Below are 17389 nucleotides of genomic sequence, written 5' to 3'. Positions count from 1 at the left end.
CTCAAGCCATTATCCATTGTCTTTGGAAAATAAACCCTTCTGCGATTTCAAAAACTCCAAATACTCATCTTCCGGTATTGGTCTTGAATAATAGAAGCCCTGCAAGAACTCAACACCTTTATCTATCAGCATCTTGGCCTGATCAAGCGTCTCAACACCTTCAGCCAAAATATGAAGTCCATAGTCCTTTAAGAAGTTGATTGTATACTCCAACATCCTGAGATTCTCAGGTTTATCCTGATCCAAACAGTTCCAGACAAACTCTTTGTCCAGCTTGACCAGGGCATAATCCATTTTAAGTATCTCCAAAAGATTTGAATACCCAGCCCCGAAATCATCCATTGAAAACGTGCTTCCGTGGGCCTTTAATAGTTTTACATTTTCCTTGAAAGCCTGATCATCACTGATATAGGAAGTCTCCGTAATCTCAAAATTGATAAACTTAGGAGGAATATGATATTTCTCCATCTTATTTATAAGTCTGGCATGGGTCTGTTCATCCACAACTTCGTTGCCAGAGAGGTTGACCTCGATCATCTTGATCCCATATCCCTGTAAATTGCTGCGAGCTATGAAGGAACAAACCTTCTCAAATACAATGTCATCTATCTCCTGGATAAATCCGCACTTTTCAGCAATTGGAATAAAATCCTCAGGAGAAATATAGTTCTCTGTCTTGGGTCTTCTCAGTCTTACCAGAGCTTCAGCCGATGAAAAGCTGCCATCTTCAACTGTCAGGATAGGCTGGTAATAAACGTCAAAAGACTTCTCTTTTACCGCTGTTCTAACAATGTCCTCTATAGAATTTCTGTAAACCATCTTGTCTACAACGTTATGGTCTATCACAAGATTCGGCGAGGACTGGGTGTATACATATTCCTCAGAAACATAGCCCAGAATTTTGATTACGTCATCAGCTGAACTTGCATATTTAGGGCACTCCAGAACACTAAACGTCAGCCTGTAGTTCTTGCTTTCATTGTCCTTGAGACTACCGACATAAGTCATATAGCTCTCAACATTCTCAGGAGTTCTGACTATAGAGCACAAGGTATTCCAGTTAAAAAGATATGACGGCACCCCAATGTAACTCTCCGTAAACCTGCCAACTGCCCTCATAAGCTCCGTCAGCTCTTTTCTCTCAGAGATTGACATAACATTGGTCTTGCCAGTAAAAATAACTGATACAATAAAAAAGTTCTTGCTAAAGCCTGCCGCTTCTAATAGTGCTACGTTAAAGGCATCGCGGTTAAGAACGCCCTGAATTGATCTTTCGAAAAACTCCTTGGGATTTTCCATAGACAGGAAAAGAATCAGCACCATCACCATCATTGCAATGGCTGAAACCTGAATGTCCCTGTTGAAGTACTGAAACAAAGCGCATCCCGCCCAGTTTACAAGACCTGCCAGAACAGCAATAAAGCCATCCCTCGGAAGTCTCCCCCTGAAATATATAACTCTCGCAAGAGATAAAAAGATATAAAGAAATCCCACAATATAGCAAGTATCAACAGCAGTGCCATAGTTAAAATACTTACCGTTATCACTAATTCCATAAAAAATACCACGAGCTATAGCATTAGCTATCGCAAGCAGCATAGGAATGCCGATCATCACCACTACAGTATTGGATATAGCCCGCGTTCTCGAGGTCCTGAAATACACATAAATACACATGATAAAGGCCGGAACCAAAAGAGATCCCATATATAGGACCTGTGCAACGTGCCTTAAATTTACTAAAGACTCATCAGCATACCAGAATACCGCACATTCAAAGATCTCACACAGGTTGTTAAAAAAGACCGAAATTAAGAAAACAAAGAAAACCTTCGCAGAAATAAGCTGCGGCAGGTTCCTTCTAAGATAAATAACAAGAAGTATGCTTGATACCAATATTGCAATTATAGGTGTACGAATTTCCATATATAAATTATAATATAAAACTCCTATAGCAACAACTTATTTGCAACATTCATTCATCAAATCTGCAGTAAATATGAAGTATATCCCGGAATATTAAGTCCTCCTCCAAAATCTATCTCTTTTCCAGTTATAATATCTGTAGCTCTTCCTGCTCTTGCATCAAAATCAGCATGGAACTGATTTTCATCAGCATTTATGACAACAATCACTCTGTCACCTTCTGCTTCTCTTTCAAAGATGCACTGTCTGTTAGTTAGTAAAAGAGACTTAAAATCTCCGTAGGATAAAGCCTTGGAGCCTTCTCTTCCATGGCAGAGCGCGGCAATCGTATCAGTAAGCTCCGTCCACATAGGCTCATCAAAGCAAGGCCTAAGTGCAGGATCTCCCTGGGATTTATCCGCCTTTTCTCCCCATTCACTACCATAGTAGATTGTAGGAATTCCAGGCATTCCAAACATAAGGGTATAAATAAGCTTAAGATGCTCAGGCCTTTGAAGGACACTGGCAATCCTACTGACATCATGATTATCAACAAAAGATAAAAGGTGCCTTCCTCTATACAAAGTCCAGTTCTCCGGCCCAAACTGACGCAAAAGGGAATGGACTATTTCAAACATATTCATGCTGTTAAATGAGGAATGCATGCCCTTGTAACACTCATAATTAGTGGCACTGTGGCACAGGTCATCTCCCATAATGCGGTTGTAATCTCCGCCTATCATCTCGCCCATGAGGAAAAAATCTTCCTTCCAGCCGCTACTCTCTCTTCTAAGCCTTCTGATAAAGTCCTGATCAAGGCAATAGGCTACATCGAGGCGAAGTCCATCAATTCCAAACTCATCAACCCAGAATTTGGCGCTTTCCAAAAGATAATCAGTGACTGCCGGATTTTTCAGATTGAGTTTGACCAGATCATAATTGCCTTCCCATCCCTCATACCACAAACCATCATTGTAGCCATTGTTTCCGTCAAAGCTTATGTTAAACCAGTCCTTATAGGAAGAATCCCACTTTTTTTCCAAAACATCAGTAAATCCAAAAAAGCCTCTGCCTGCGTGGTTGAACACTCCATCAAGCACAACCCTGATGCCTTCCTTGTGGAGCTTGTCACAAACCTTCTTAAAATCAGCATTAGTACCAAGGCGAACATCTATCTTTTTATAATCCCTGGTATTATAGCCATGAGTATCAGACTCAAATACAGGATTGAACAAGACAGCGCCTATGCCAAGCTTTTTAAAATGCGGGATCCAGTCTATGACCTTTAAAATCCTGTGTTCTAGCTTTCCATCATTTTCGAAGGGCGCACCACAAAATCCCAATGGATAGATCTGATAAAAAGAAGTCTCATAAGCCCACATAGCAGATACCTCCTGATTTTTGATGATCTTATTTATTGAAAAGACCTGACATTTTCTTAAAGCAAGCTGGGTATAACCCCATGCTGACTACAGATGCAATAAAATACCTTAAAACTCTTATAAGATGCGCAAGAAAATCGCCCCTGTTTAATACTTCTGCTGGAAACGGAAGCTTTAAAAGGCTTGTGATAGCGCTAAAAATTGCTGCTCCCAAAACTAGTCTGAGCCCTATCTCTAAAGGTCTGTTGGTACTCTCAAACTTTATAAATCTCTCTTCTATTTCAACTGCAACAGAAAAACCAAGCATCATCCCAAGTCCTGTAAAATAGTCATCTGTCTTGCAGTAGAACCCCCCAAGAAGGCTGATTACTGATAGTATCAAAAAGACAAGCCATCTCTTTTCATCTCCAACTTTGTCAAATATTACTGGCACTATAAGGATCACAACAAGGCCCAAGGCCCATCCGCACAACACATCCGTTGGATAGTGAACTCCTGCAATTATCCTGGATAATCCAACAAGAACAGGCAATACCACCCCAAGTGCCCTTATAAGCTTATTCTTGTAACACCTTGCAATGCCCCCATAGACCACAACTGAATTGGTTGAATGTCCGCTGGGAAAAGAAAAGCCCTGAGCTGCAATATCATAAATATCCGCGTCTTTTTCTACAGGCCTTATGCACTTTACGTTAGTATTATCAAAATACGGCCTTCTTCTGTTAGCTATATTCTTGACCATTGGGTTTAGGCAAAGAGCAAACATAAGCTCAGTTCCTACCTTAATTCCAGCCTTTTTATCAACACCCCAGTACAAGAATCCCAGGATCATTATGAAAATCAATGTCTCTCCCAGCGCTGATAGCTGTGATAATAGTACTGCTCCCTTTTCGCCAAGTATCCCCTGCAAAGCTTCCATAAGCCTCACTTCAAAGTCAAAATAAAAAGAGTTCCCCACAACTGCGTCCATACCTAACCTACTCCTCTGATTTCTTCATTATTTGTCTACTTCCTTATATTTTATCATAATTGGCATGTAGGATTTCGAAACGTTTTATTGATAAATATAAAACGAGTATATATTTTTTGAAAAAAATTGAAAATTATTTGTTGACAATGCTCTCTCCACGCGGTATATTATACAAGTCGGTTGCGACCGACAGCAACAAACAATCTCATATGGCGAGGTAGCTCAGCTGGCTAGAGCACGCGGTTCATACCCGCGGTGTCGAGGGTTCGAGTCCCCCTCTCGCTACTAAAAAAGGAAGCGTTTATCGCTTCCTTTTTTTGTGTCTTCTGGCGTTGCTATCAAGCACCTCTGTTCTCTTCTTTCTTGATTTCCATAGTCTCAGGAAATTCCAATTTCTCGGCGCTTTCTATATTTTCTTTTGCATAGTTTTCGTATGCTTTTCTATAGTGCTTCTGGCGAGCCCAGATATCATCTGCTACAGGTCCCCACTCTTTTGAATAATTATCGCACTTTGAGCAGAGGTGTTCAACGCTTTCCTCTGATTCTTCATTGGTACCATGGGCTCCAGATCTTGCCACCATCTCACGAAGAAGCTCAGGATTTTCAAGCATTGGGCATGGTCTTAAATGGTTCTTATTGAAAGGCTGTCCCTTGTGATATTCCATGAAAAGAGGGCTCTGAAGCATCTCAAGTATTGAATGAGTATGAATATTAGTGTTGGAGAAGTGGATAAATACGCAGGGCTCTGCATCTCCACTTGAATTGATGTGGAAGTAGTTTCTTCCGCCAGCGATACAGCCACCAACTGCCTCTCCATCATTCTGGAAATCCATAGGGAAGAACCCTATATCGCACTTGTCACTTCTAAGGTATCTGATTTGATCTACCATCTTTCTTCTCTGCTCTACAGTAGGCATAAGCTCTGGTACCGCATTATTTCCTACTGGCATATAGTGGAAAAAGAATCCGAATCTTGCACCTTTTTCAGCTATGAACTCGATAAACTTAGGGTCAGTTACTGCCTCGATATTATTTCTTGTATAGCAGATGGAAGTTCCATAGACAATTCCGTATTTCTTAAACAGGTCCATGGCTTTCATTACAGCGTCATAATGACCAATTCCACGTCTCGCATCATTTGTATCAGGAGTACCCTCGATAGAAAGCTGGAACGTAATATTTCCAAGTCTTACAACTTCCTTACAGAAGTCCTCATCAATTAAAGTGGAGTTGTCAAAAATAGAGAACTCAACATCATTGTGCTTTTCAGCAAGACGCAGTACATCCTTTTTTCTTACAAGAGGCTCCCCGCCTGTCATCATGTATAGGTAAACGCCAAGCTCTTTTCCCTGGGTAACGATCTTATCCATGTCTTCAAAAGACAGGTCGTGCTTAGGGCCATAAGTACCGGACCAACAGCCCTGGCAATGCATGTTGCAGGCACTTGTAGGATCAAAGAGAATAAGCCATGGGATATTGCATCCGTACTTTTCCCTGTTTGCCCTGATCATCTTGGTACCTCTGAAAAAGGCCTCATAACCAAGGTTTAGCATTGTCATCTTGGCAACGTGAGGATCTGTCTCATCAACTACTTTATTTATAAACTTGACCCATCTATTGTCAGGGTCCTTGAAAGCTGCTCTTACCTGATCAAGCTTGTCCTTTCTTGCTCCATCTTTCCCCCAGAATTTCTCTGCCTGATCTACGAGTTTTAAATACGTTTCTGTTCTCAGCTTTGTCGAGATTTGCAAGAAATCTATCGATCAATAGGCTAAATGCCTGTTTCTGCACTTTGTGAGATAAGTTTTCTACTAATTCCATACTTGTTATTCCTCCCCTTTAAGTGTTACAATCGTTTTGATGTTACAAGTGTAACGCCGCAGGAGATGCAATACAACAGCTCTACTCTCGGACATGACAGTAGAAGTGTCAATTGGCGCGACGTGACATAATCACTTATTTTGTAACAACAGGGGAAAAGAAATATGAAAGCCACTAAAGAGCCTTTGACAGAAATGCAGAAAAAAGAAGTTCTGCGAATGAATAACAAAGAGTCTAACCAGCTGACCAGAGAATGCCTTCAGCTTGCGCTTATGCACCTAATGGGCGAACACCCGTATGAAAAGATCACTGTCAGTGAGATCGTGCGTCGTGCTGGAGTTTCACGTACTGCCTTCTACCGCAACTATACTGACAAGGAAGATATTTTGCATGAACTCGGTAACAGACTGATAAAAAGCATAGCAGAAATTTGTGAAAAACCAGAAATGCATGAGAATCCTCATCAGTGGTTTGAAGATGTTTTCCGTACCATCCGCGAGGATAAAGAAACCATCGCCCTGTTTGATCAGGCAGGTATATTGAAACGTGAGCTCTTTTCCGGCAGGTCCATATCAGAACTTCTGTATCCTACAACAGATACAGAGATCAAATACATCAAGCTTGCTTCAGAAGCAGCTTTTTTCCAGATACTTATCAGCTGGTTCAGAGAAGGGATGCAGGAAAGCGAACAGCGCATGGCTGATATATGCGTAGAAATGTTTGATAACACATTGAAAAAACTGTCATGAAACAAATGTTGATGATAATGGTCCCTAGGGACGAGGGAGAGTTTGTGGTTCGTTTTCTTACGGCTCGTTCCCAGCTTCTGCTTCTGACTGATCTGACGGTGTTTCAGACTGGTCTTGTACTTCGTCTTTTGAGCTGGCAGCTGAGCTGGCAGCGGTGCTAGCCTTTCCGCTTCCCTCATTTTCTTCCTCGTCTTTGGACGCTTCTTTACTTCCTTCCTCAGCTTCCTTTTTCTCTTTCTCCTTCTCTTCTTCGGCTCTCTTACGCTCTTCCTCTTCCAGTCTCTTTTTTTCTTTTTCTTCCTCTTCCAGCCTCTTTTTCTCTTCCTCTTCCTTTTCCTCTTCCTTTTCCTCTTCCTTTTCCTCTTCTAGTTTCTTCTTCTCTTCCTCAGCCTTCTTTTTTTCCTCTTCCTCTTTCTTCTTTTCCTCTTCCGCCTTCTTTTTCTCTTCTTCCTCTGCCTTCTTACGCAGTTCCTCTTCAGTTTCTGTACTGCTTTGTGTGCTGGCATCAGAAGAAGTCTGGTTTTCTGCAGTTCCAGTCATCATTTTCATAAGATCATCAATCTTATCTTCATCAATTCCAGAGTCTTTACCCATGGTAACCTTGATTCTGTTAGGATCAGGCTTGATATATTTAACAACATATTCGCCCTCATCAGATATCTGGGGCACAGGATGTTCTACTATGTACTTGAATATGGCCTCACACCCTTTTCCGGAATAATGAAGCCCATCGCCGCCGTTATACTCAGACTTGACCTGTCCATCAGGCCCTTTGAGGATTTCCGCGATATTAAGGTAAAAGATATGCTTCTCCTTGGCAGTTTCCAGAAGAAACTTATTATATTTGTCTATCATTGCGTTCTGGACATTATTTTTGTATATTCCGTTGTCATCAACAGGGCCTATTGCCACAAGTACAATATTGGAATTAGGCGCCATCTCGGCCACACTGTCGATAAGAGAAATAAACGTATTCCGATAATGTTTCTCACTGGGATCATTTATCCCGTTTACTCCCAAAAGAATATAAATAACCGGAGCCTGATGAGACTTCAGATAGGTTTTTAAAGTATATTCTTTTCCTGCATTGTTAATGAACTTATTGGATGCAAATGCCGGATGTGATATACCAATCTGGGCCAGTGCGGCATCATCGTTAAAAAAGCCATAGTTGACCATGGCAACTGTCCTGGAGTCGCCAAGGAATACACACCTGTTAAGATATCCTTCCTTTGCCCCTTCTTTTTTGGCAAGCACAGTCGTATCTGAAGTTGATTCAGTCTTCGTCCCTTCAGTTGCGGTCTCGACAACAGGCATATCTCCCTCAGCCAGATTTGAGTCTCCGCCAGCAGTCATTTCCTCACCAGCAACCTGAGCATCACTGTAGCCATCATCCAAATCTTTGTCCATTGAACTTATTTTGATCACAATGAGCACAATGATTGCAATTATAATCACAAGCATGGACAATGAGGCGATGGCTATCGCTCTTCCACCAAGGCGCTCAACCATCTCCTCAAACCAGTTGCTCATAGATTTTTTCCTACGTTTCTTAAATGTGTCTTTTCTCATCAGGTCCCTATTCTCCTCCAATGAAATCATCGGTGATTTAAATCAAGTATATATAAGTATAACATTAGAACGGCGATTATCTTATCTTTCCATATTTTTTATATTCTTTCTGCCACTTTGAGATCATCTTCTTTTTAGCATAGTTGCGTGTGTTTTCAGCCCCAAGATTCTTGTATAGCTCATATCTTTCTAAAGAAAGCTCGCCACTTTCGATGGCTGCCTTAATAGCGCAGCCAGGCTCTGTGTCATGCCTGCAATCGCTAAATCTGCACTGGCTCTCAAGTTCCAGAATATCAGAAAAAGTATCATCTATTCCATCCTGTGTATTGGCCATTCCAATTTCTCTCATGCCCGGAGTGTCGATTATGGATACACCATTTTCAAGGCAAATCATCTGTCGATGCGTTGTGGTGTGCCTTCCCTTGTCATCATCTTCCCTTATCTCAGAGGTTTTCATGGTTTCTTCCCCTGTAATGGCATTTATCAGGGTCGATTTCCCAGCTCCTGAGGATCCCATCAGACAGATCGTTTTGCCAGGCTTAAAATATTTATCCAGCTCATCAAGACCAATATTGTACAGGGCTGAGATTGCATGAACTTCCGCTTTATCTGAAATGCTCTCAACCTCTCTTATGTAACGCCCAACATTATTGCACAGATCTGTCTTGGTAAGAACAACAACCGGAATTGCCCCGCCCTGCAGAGCAATACTCACATATCTGGCAATGCGGTTATAGCTATAGTCTTCATTAAGAGAAGTAACTATAAAACAGTAGTCCACGTTAGAGACCATATTCTGCATCACGCCGGTTTTGGCCTGGTCAGGCCTCTGCAAAAAAGTGCTTCTCTCACATACAGAAACTATTATACTATCTCCTCTTCTGTTATAAAGAAATGTCACATAATCTCCTACAACTGGGACAATATCAGGATTCTTTTCAAAAAAATTTCCTTTGAGCCTTGCAGAAATCTCCTGTTCCCAAAATCTTATTTTATAACTATTCCTGCCAACTTCCGATATTCGGCCAAGTTTTTCAATATGAAGCCACTGGCATGAAAGTTTAAGAGGCTTATAGTAAGGAAAGCCCTTTGTAAATTCCTGTACACTTCTTTCGTCTTCACCCTCTTCAAAAACAGGCGCTTCATAGAAATATCCGTGAACCTTTTCAAATTCATCGCTCAGAGGATATGCCATAAAAGCGTCACTATTTCCAAAGGCAGGATGAATTATTCCAAAATGATCGCAGGTCTTAAACCCATGTCTTGGATAATACTGCGGTTCACCGCATATTACAATTCCCTTATATCCAGCCTCTCTGGCAAGTGCTATAGTCTCTTCCAATAATCTTCCGCCTATTCCCATATTGCAATAGATGGGCTCAACTGCCAACGGACCAAAGCACAGAACCTCATGCTCTTTATCCCCATCTACAACTCTGGCTTTTGAATAAAAAATAGCTCCTACAATCTTCCCATCAATTTCTGCCACGCGACTTAGCTTGGGCAAATATTCCCTGGCTTCTCTAAGCCTATGTACCAGATAATGCTCATTACATCCCGGTCCATGAAGGTTCCAAAATGCTCGCATTGTCATAAGTTCAGTAGAGTAAAAATCGTCCTTAGTTTCTTTTCTGATAACTATATTATTCATTTCAGTTTGATCTCCTTGTATGAGTTTTTACAACATCATTTTTCATCTAGAGTGACTTCTTGATCACAATAATATAAATGCGTTCAAGAATCTATGGAGACCTCGAATTTGGAAAATGCCCAGAAATAGGCAAAGAAAAACCGCAGCTCACTAGCCACGGTTAAATAAGCATCATAAAATAAAGCAAGTATTATAAGGCACAAACCGAGGTCATCATACTGTATTTAGTTACAATCTCTGTTCTAACTACACGCATCAAATTTACCTCGCTTTCTCCTTTATTTGGTATATCTTAAGTCTATCAGCATATCAGAATCTAGTCAACTTGAGTTTCTCATTTGCCTAAAGCTTTCAACATCTCCATCGCTTTAGCATAAGATTCTTTCATTTTAGCTGGAGTATTCGTTATTATTCCTCTGCCCTTTGCCCTCGACAATAGTCCCTCATTATCACAAATGAACAGAATATCAGTATCACCATCTGCTATAATTCTTGCAGCCCTCTCAGAATCTACTTTTTCAATAGCAGCATGATGTCTCTCACTCAGCATAGCAACTTGCTTCGTAAGTATTTCATCCTCATTCCCGTCAAGACAAATAATTATTTTTGAATACATAATATGCTCCAAATCACAATGCCATCATCAAATCAGATTGCTATAAAGTTATTGGGGAGAAAGAGATCATATATTAAGCAACAGATACAAGATAATACAGAGCACTGCCGTGCCAATGTGCATCAAAACATATGATATTCTCCATTTGCCTCCTCGGTTAAAACCGTAAAAATCATCCCATCTTTTTCCTTCAGGCGCAAATTTTATCTTATACAGATATAGTGGGCCATATAATGCTACCGGGATTATTCCAATAAACGCCTGAGCAAAACTTACTCCTCTTCTCTCAAATACGCACAATGATACTAGCGCCATAAGCGGCGTCAGCAAATGCATAAACAGGTCAGATCCCTTAAACATGTACTGATATCCAAAAACAGGTCCAAGGAATAATAAAACTGTCATCATGGTCACAGTTACAGCAGAAGTACCAATAATCTTTAGATAGTACGCCCACTCTAATGCAGGAAAAAGCAACATAAAAAGAGCAGATATAGCGCACAACACATTACTCTGAACCGTAAAGAACCTGAAAGCTTCTTTTGCCCTTTGTGGACACCACTTTCTGTCTTTAAAGAATAGCTGTGCAGTAAATATCAGCGTTACAAAAAATATAATTATATTAATAAAAAAAGAAATGGCAGAATTATAGTTATTCATACTATTATTCTACCATTAATATTTCCTAACAAAATTCAATCTTCCAGCCACCATTGATATAGCTACATTTAGCACCGATTTCAAAGTTTACAGTTCTTCCCCAGTAGACTAGATAATTCTCCGGTCCAAAACGGGATTTTCTATATGACTCTTCACAATGAACATTGTTCTTCTTCATGCCTTTCGTATGCTAATAATAGGCCAATTACTATTTTATTCATATTGTTGCTCACGTCAAAAAATTCTAGCTATACTTCTTTGTTTGTTTTTAATCTTGCTTATATGCATTTGGCTCTAACCGGCACTTTCGTGTAGACCAGGAAGCCCCCACAAAATTCCAGCTCACCTAGGACACACAATTTTCACAGAATTTGCATTGCATAAAATTTATGTTAGTGATATTTTATACAAGGTTTGCGCGTTGTAGCGAACCTCATTATCGAAATAGAAAATGTAGGAGATATTGAATATGAGAAAAGAAGAATTCTTGGAAATATTAAATAATAACGGCTACGAAGCTGAGCTCACTGGTAGCGTACTTACAATAGCCGTTGATAGCGTATCAGAAGTTTTGTCAATAAAGAAATTTGCTAAGAGCTACGGATACAACTACAGCTTTAGTGTTAGAACAAAAAACAGCAACTAAATATTATCTTTTTATCTTATTCGAAATTGCATGTAGCACAAAACTCATACAAATAGCTACAATCGCAATTATCAGGCAAGTATACAAAACTGGCCTCAGCATTGGTGAATACTGTTCTGGTGCAAATATGCCATCCATGTGAAGGCGCACCGAATAGTAAATCCAATAAGCTGTTGAGCCAAGCGCCACAATCCATAGGCAAACCCTCAAAATAAACAATATCAATACTCTTCTCTTAGTATTCTTATAATTTCCCTGTTCCATTTTTCTCCATCCCGGCACTTTATGCTGTACCTATCATAATAATTATGCCTGTCAAAATATTCAACTGGAAATTGTATATTACCGTCTTTATATATCCTTATTAGTATATGTCAATCATTCCTCCATCATATACCTTACATACTTCCTTGTATCATAAACTGATTCAATAGTTTTTTGAAGTTCCTCTTCTTTGCCCTTCCTTATTTCTTCCTTTTTCTTCCTGATATATTCCGTCTCGTGGCCCATCAGTTTAGATAAATAGAGGATTCCAGCAAGTCTGTTCGCATCTCTGTTTTCGTAGGCTCTCCTTGCATTCTTTTCCATCTTTTTAAATACAAGGTCAGCAGGTAGGTCCTTTAAAAGTTCTGCAGCAGGCATGAAATAAGCTTCATCTACATCTCTTAGGCAGTCAAAAAGGAAATCCAAGCTCTCTTTCTTTTGAGAATCATTTACAAGCTTTATAAGTTCAATACCATTGCAGACGCTATATTCATTCTTATACTTCTCAAAAACAAGATAATCAGAAAGCGGTATTTCTTTTCTTCTTACTGCCAACGCAGTATTTTCAAGTTCATTGGCTGTAAGAACTCTTTCAAAAAAGTACTGATTTTCCTTAACTCTAGCGGAATGTGGGGTATACTTTTGAAATCCTAATTCTCTAAATACCTTTTTATTACTAAGTATATTCTTTTCCCATTCATAGCGCATCCTGCTCCAGTCAGCCCTAGACAAAGTTCCATATTTTTTACTAATTTCATTAAACACTTTTTCAGAAGAAGATGGCAAAAACTTATAGTACATCCCGCGCGCATCCAGGAATTCTCTGATCTGATCCTTTACATCAGTTTTCTTGGCCCTTTTAGGAAGCTGAATAATTGCACCGTCAATTGTATAGAGAAAGTTTGTATTCTCGTTATAACCGCATAAAAGATCAAGTGGCAGGTAACTTCCCAGTAGCTGCATCCACTTTTTATCTTCGCTTAAATTTATGAATTTAGACGAATTTCCTTTTTTATCTATATAGGGACTAAAGCTATAACTGCCAATCAACTCATCTACCTGATCATCTCCAAAGAGCTTTCCAAAATGAGGTACCCTTTCAAATGGCTCTTTTGGCAAGTATTTCTCAGCTTCATCCATTGGAGAAACCTCTGGATGCCTTGCAGCTACTATCCTTTCTTCCAGGCAAGCCATCAATAATACAACTATAACCATGCCAAGAAATGGAAAAATAAAGACTGCAATTTGAGTCAGGATGCTATTATTAAAAGTGTCGTCAACAAACTTCACAATATATATTCCCGGAATTAGTCCCAGCATCTCGAGAATAAAAGTCAGTAACCCAAACAGGCAACCCGCCGATTCTTTTTTGGCACTATTTGGTCTTGCATAACTCATTGTCTTTCGTTCCTTTTTCATACCAGAAATATCGTTGCAAAATAAGTCACGACAGCCACTGCAGCCACGCCAAAAAATACAGCACTGACGTTGACAATCCTGTCAAAAGTCGCCGTAGTCCTGCCCTTTATCAGCAAATAGATTGTATAAGGAATTGCCCCTACAACAGCCATTAAACCAAAAGCTACAAATGTAACAGGGAAAAGAACTATGGATGCCACTCTTACGCTTTCCTTCTGCTGGAAAAACCAGGTGACAAAAAATGTATAGATATAGCCTGCAGCAAAGCCACGCACCGCAGCTAAAAGAACACTAAGCACAATTGGAAGTGGGCTATAAAAACCAACTCCGTCAAACAAAGCCGAATCCAACTGGTTAACGAGCTCATAGGCAACAAACAAGATCATACCAATCATATTTGGCCTGAATCTTGCAGAAAGAGGGAGTTTACTTCTCTTAGCATCTAAAGAGCTGTTTGCCCTAAAGAAATCCCTAGCCTCCTTGGAAATACCATCTTCCTTTTTGGAATTTGCAAATAAAGACTTGATGCGGCCTTTCCTTGCAGCCTTGACCTTAGAAGTGATCTCATCAAGACTTCCCTCATAAACCGTATCAAGCTTTATTCCAAAAGTATGTCTGCTAGTCTTTAGGAAAAGATAATCCTCAGTCCACTTAACTTTTTCTATCTCACTAAAGTTGCAGGTAACATCTTTAAAAAGGCCATCATAGCCCCTTATTACTTCATTTATTCCATTCTCAGTGACCGTGATATAAGATCTGGCGCCACCTGAAACATAGGCCATCTCATTAGTTTTCTCATCAAAAGGCCACTGACTCTGTCTCTTTTCGACTATATCAGTAGTAAATAAAAACTCCGCTTTCAAAACTTTTCTCCCGTTATCATGTTTCTTTATATTTTTAAGCCTTGCATATTATACCAAAAACGGAAGGCTCTTTAAAATAAAAAACAAAATAGCGGAATCATCTGTTGCATGCTCAAGCGCCTTATAACTTCAAATAATCAAAGAAATTAAATCCCAGCATAGTAATGTCATCAAACTGCTCAGCACTGCCCCTGAACTTGGCCACTGAATCGGACAAAAATGGAAGTATCTTGGTAAAAGACTTATCTTTTACAGTATTGATCTCATTTGTGAGCCTGTCAGTGCCGTATTGCTCAACCTCTTCATTTATAGCCTCTGGAATACCATCTGTGTAGACAAATAGCTTATCTCCAGGTTTAAGCTCAATCTCATATTCCTTGGTCTTTAATCCCTCCATGGCAGCAAGCGCAAGGCTGTGCTTATCCTTGAAGATTTCAAAATTGCCGCCTGCGCGCATTATAAGCGGGTACTCATGACCTGCATTGGCGCACTTCATGACTCCAGTTGAAAGATCTATGATTCCCAGCCAGACAGTGACAAACATCTCAGCATCATTGCCCTCGCAAAGGGCATTGTTGGCCTTTGACAGGATTTCTCCAGGAGTTTCACCTGTCTCAGCAAAACTTCTGATAGCTGTCTTACTTCTCATCATGAATAAAGATGCCGGAATTCCCTTACCGGAAACATCCGCTATAACAAGGGCAAACCTTTTGTTGTCTACGAAAAAGAAATCGTAGAAGTCTCCACCTACCTCTTTTGCCGCCTTCATAGATGCAAAAATCTCAAACTCATCTCTACCCGGGAAATCAAAAACCCTCGGAAGGGATGACTCCTGAATGGTCCTTGCAAAAAAGAGTTCCTGCTCAATTCTCTTTTCCGCAGCATCTATATAGCCCTTTAGAGTATCAACAGTCTGATTGATATCATCAGAAAGGGACGCAAACTCAGAGGAGTTCCTTACCGTCACAACCTCATTAAGGTCACCATTAGTGATCTTATCAAGAGAGGTATTAATAAGGTCAATGTTATTTACCACAATCTGCCTTACCAAAAAGGCAATCAGCACATATATAACCGTAAATAGCAGAATATCCGCAAAGCCTGTTTCATAAGCCTGAGCGTTTCTGTACCAGTACATCTCACTTTCAGGAATATACGTAAGAAGTAGCAGATCAGAAGAAAGCGCATCAACCTTGTTAAAGGCCATTTCCTCAAAATATTCTGCCCTGTACATTTCCTTGCCCTGATGGTCCTGGATGCTGGCCAGGGCGTTTATTGGGACCTTATCGTTTATATGCTTGCCGGCGATTATAGTCCCGTCAGGCCTTATGATTTCAAAATATTCAGAGGACTCAGGAACAACGTACTTAAGACCCGCTGAAAATCTAAGTTTCACATCTTCAACCTGATCGATTATCCTGTTTCGGCCATCCTGATAGGCAGACCGAGTCTGAACCAAAAACGAAAAAGCAAAGTTTACGGCAATTACTGACAATGTAACAATAAATAGCCACTTCTGGAAGGTCTGAGATACCGATACTTTCTCATCAGAAACAGTCCTGAATGGATTTTTCCATTCCCCCGCCTGGATTTGCATTATGATTGCCATAACAGAAAGGGCAATTCCAGTAAATATGATCATCGGTATAGCGCAGGCCCTTACAACCACAAAAGCCATCCTCATGTCATCCCTGTGGGTGATAAATACCACATACATATGGAAAACTTCCATGACTGCTCCCATAAAGAAAGCAAACATAGGCGATGGCTTCTTGCCCTTAAATACCTTTTTATTCATCAAAAGAGCTACAAAACCCGCAAGGCATGTAGACACACTACAGGCAATTCTGGTGTAGGATCCAATTCCAAAGTAAGTTCCAGCTATATATCTTTCTATGCCGCCTATAAGGCCCGCTATAACGCCAGCTGCCGGGTGGAAGTAAAGTCCCGCAGCAAGAGGCGCCACATCACGCAGATTTAAAAGCATGTCTCCATAGTCCACCCCAAAGTGAGTAGACAAAACTGAACACATGCCATAGATAAGTCCTATTATAAGTATTGAAGCCTTGCTTAATTTCTTTACCCTGAAAAAGCGCCACAAAACGATTGTTAAGGCAACGTAAAGTGCCGATATTGCTGACATTTTGATAATCATTGATAACATGATCCTACATCCTCTGCCTAATTATTTATACAAACGAATTATGAAAAAGAAAAATATCTATATATAGTATAAGTGGTCAATGAACTATGACCATGGTGCCAATGTTTACCATATCATAAAGAGAATTAGCCACATCACTTGGCAGATTCACGCATCCATGAGACCCATTTTTCTTGTAGATCTCACCTCCGAACTCACTTCTCCAGCTGGCATCGTGAAGTCCCACAGCTCCGGTAAATCTCATCCATCTATTGACCCACACATTCCAGGTAGGTCCCACCAGGTATTTTCCGGGGACTTTGGCGTTTATAAAAAATACTCCTGTTGGCGTTCCATTGCCATTGCTGGTATTTCCTGAAACAATTGAAGACGTTATTACTGGTGTTCCGTCAACATAATAGATCATCTGCTGATTTGTAAGATCCACATCCACATAAGTAGTAGGCGTATCCAAAGTATCATCTCTCTGCCCTGTTGCCGCCTCCTGGGCATTTTTAAATCTTCCTTCATTAATTCCAAAGGTAAGATAGTGGCTGTAAAGAGCATTGGGGTCTGTCCCATAGGCCGCCGCTACATCTGGATAATAGGAAGCATAAAAACCCGGGTCAAAATCACTGGCTTTGGCCTTTTTAAAGCCTGCTCCCAGTAAAAAGATAAACATCGCCGCAGCCAGGCAGCTCCTTACAAGCACTTTTCTCATATTCATA

15 protein-coding genes and 1 tRNA gene are annotated in these 17389 nt (G+C 40.3%); 3 read left to right on the top strand and 13 right to left on the bottom strand.

The window, feature by feature from the left end; all coding sequences use genetic code 11:
• Positions 1 to 9: 9 nt before the first annotated feature.
• The 3 genes from BLO53_RS11400 to BLO53_RS11390 all read right to left on the bottom strand — a co-directional run bounded on the left by BLO53_RS11400 (position 10) and on the right by BLO53_RS11390 (position 4257).
• Positions 10 to 1707 (bottom strand): EAL domain-containing protein, encoded by a 1698-nt coding sequence (locus BLO53_RS11400; RefSeq protein WP_207648477.1) that lies wholly within the window; start codon positions 1705 to 1707, stop codon positions 10 to 12.
• Between the two features lie 275 nt (positions 1708 to 1982).
• Positions 1983 to 3287, bottom strand: coding sequence for an alpha-amylase family glycosyl hydrolase (locus BLO53_RS11395; RefSeq protein ID WP_092061624.1), 1305 nt, complete (start codon positions 3285 to 3287; stop codon positions 1983 to 1985).
• Positions 3288 to 3315: 28 nt separating this feature from the next.
• Positions 3316 to 4257, bottom strand: a complete 942-nt coding sequence (locus BLO53_RS11390; RefSeq protein ID WP_092061621.1) for a phosphatase PAP2 family protein — start codon at positions 4255 to 4257, stop codon at positions 3316 to 3318.
• Positions 4258 to 4468: 211 nt separating this feature from the next.
• Here BLO53_RS11390 and BLO53_RS11385 point away from each other — a divergent pair.
• Positions 4469 to 4542, top strand: a tRNA-Met gene (locus tag BLO53_RS11385).
• Positions 4543 to 4595: 53 nt separating this feature from the next.
• Here BLO53_RS11385 and BLO53_RS11380 read toward each other — a convergent pair.
• Positions 4596 to 6008: a radical SAM protein gene (locus BLO53_RS11380; RefSeq protein ID WP_330388892.1), complete on the bottom strand. Its 1413-nt coding sequence runs from the start codon at positions 6006 to 6008 to the stop codon at positions 4596 to 4598.
• 234 nt (positions 6009 to 6242) lie between these two features.
• Between BLO53_RS11380 and BLO53_RS11375 the strand changes: the two genes are divergently transcribed.
• Positions 6243 to 6827: a TetR/AcrR family transcriptional regulator gene (locus tag BLO53_RS11375; protein WP_092061618.1), complete on the top strand. Its 585-nt coding sequence runs from the start codon at positions 6243 to 6245 to the stop codon at positions 6825 to 6827.
• Between the two features lie 57 nt (positions 6828 to 6884).
• Here BLO53_RS11375 and BLO53_RS19230 read toward each other — a convergent pair whose 3' ends face one another.
• The 4 genes from BLO53_RS19230 to BLO53_RS11355 all read right to left on the bottom strand — a co-directional run bounded on the left by BLO53_RS19230 (position 6885) and on the right by BLO53_RS11355 (position 11326).
• Entirely contained in the window at positions 6885 to 8399 is a 1515-nt protein-coding gene (locus tag BLO53_RS19230) for a GDSL-type esterase/lipase family protein (RefSeq protein ID WP_176757256.1), read from the bottom strand.
• A 76-nt stretch (positions 8400 to 8475) separates the two neighbouring features.
• Positions 8476 to 10050 (bottom strand): ribosome small subunit-dependent GTPase A, encoded by a 1575-nt coding sequence (gene rsgA / locus BLO53_RS11365; protein ID WP_092061612.1) that lies wholly within the window; start codon positions 10048 to 10050, stop codon positions 8476 to 8478.
• 334 nt (positions 10051 to 10384) lie between these two features.
• On the bottom strand, positions 10385 to 10666 hold the full coding sequence (locus BLO53_RS11360; protein ID WP_092061609.1) for a hypothetical protein: 282 nt from the start codon (positions 10664 to 10666) through the stop codon (positions 10385 to 10387).
• Positions 10667 to 10732: 66 nt separating this feature from the next.
• Positions 10733 to 11326 carry a hypothetical protein gene (locus tag BLO53_RS11355; protein ID WP_092061607.1) on the bottom strand — a complete coding sequence of 198 codons (594 nt, stop codon included), beginning with the start codon at positions 11324 to 11326 and terminating at the stop codon, positions 10733 to 10735.
• Positions 11327 to 11795: 469 nt separating this feature from the next.
• Here BLO53_RS11355 and BLO53_RS19225 point away from each other — a divergent pair, with 469 nt between their 5' ends.
• Positions 11796 to 11972: a hypothetical protein gene (locus BLO53_RS19225; protein WP_176757255.1), complete on the top strand. Its 177-nt coding sequence runs from the start codon at positions 11796 to 11798 to the stop codon at positions 11970 to 11972.
• Positions 11973 to 11975: 3 nt separating this feature from the next.
• Here BLO53_RS19225 and BLO53_RS11350 read toward each other — a convergent pair whose 3' ends face one another.
• The 5 genes from BLO53_RS11350 to BLO53_RS11330 all read right to left on the bottom strand — a co-directional run bounded on the left by BLO53_RS11350 (position 11976) and on the right by BLO53_RS11330 (position 17388).
• Positions 11976 to 12236: a hypothetical protein gene (locus BLO53_RS11350; protein WP_092061604.1), complete on the bottom strand. Its 261-nt coding sequence runs from the start codon at positions 12234 to 12236 to the stop codon at positions 11976 to 11978.
• A 114-nt stretch (positions 12237 to 12350) separates the two neighbouring features.
• A complete protein-coding gene (locus BLO53_RS11345) occupies positions 12351 to 13655 on the bottom strand; it encodes a hypothetical protein (protein WP_143003240.1) in 1305 nt (434 codons plus the stop codon).
• Positions 13652 to 14518: a hypothetical protein gene (locus BLO53_RS11340; protein ID WP_092061598.1), complete on the bottom strand. Its 867-nt coding sequence runs from the start codon at positions 14516 to 14518 to the stop codon at positions 13652 to 13654. Before BLO53_RS11340 ends, BLO53_RS11345 begins: the two co-directional genes overlap by 4 nt.
• A 121-nt stretch (positions 14519 to 14639) precedes the next feature.
• On the bottom strand, positions 14640 to 16682 hold the full coding sequence (locus tag BLO53_RS11335) for a SpoIIE family protein phosphatase (RefSeq protein WP_092061595.1): 2043 nt from the start codon (positions 16680 to 16682) through the stop codon (positions 14640 to 14642).
• Positions 16683 to 16758: 76 nt separating this feature from the next.
• Positions 16759 to 17388, bottom strand: a complete 630-nt coding sequence (locus BLO53_RS11330) for a L,D-transpeptidase (protein WP_242875369.1) — start codon at positions 17386 to 17388, stop codon at positions 16759 to 16761.
• Between the last annotated feature and the right edge of the window lies 1 nt (position 17389).

Origin of the sequence: Butyrivibrio sp. INlla14 (assembly GCF_900102515.1) — a bacterium.
Taxonomy (GTDB): Bacteria; Bacillota; Clostridia; order Lachnospirales; family Lachnospiraceae; genus Butyrivibrio.
Note: the sequence above shows the minus strand (reverse complement) of the source record. Positions and strands in the feature narration are given on the sequence as shown.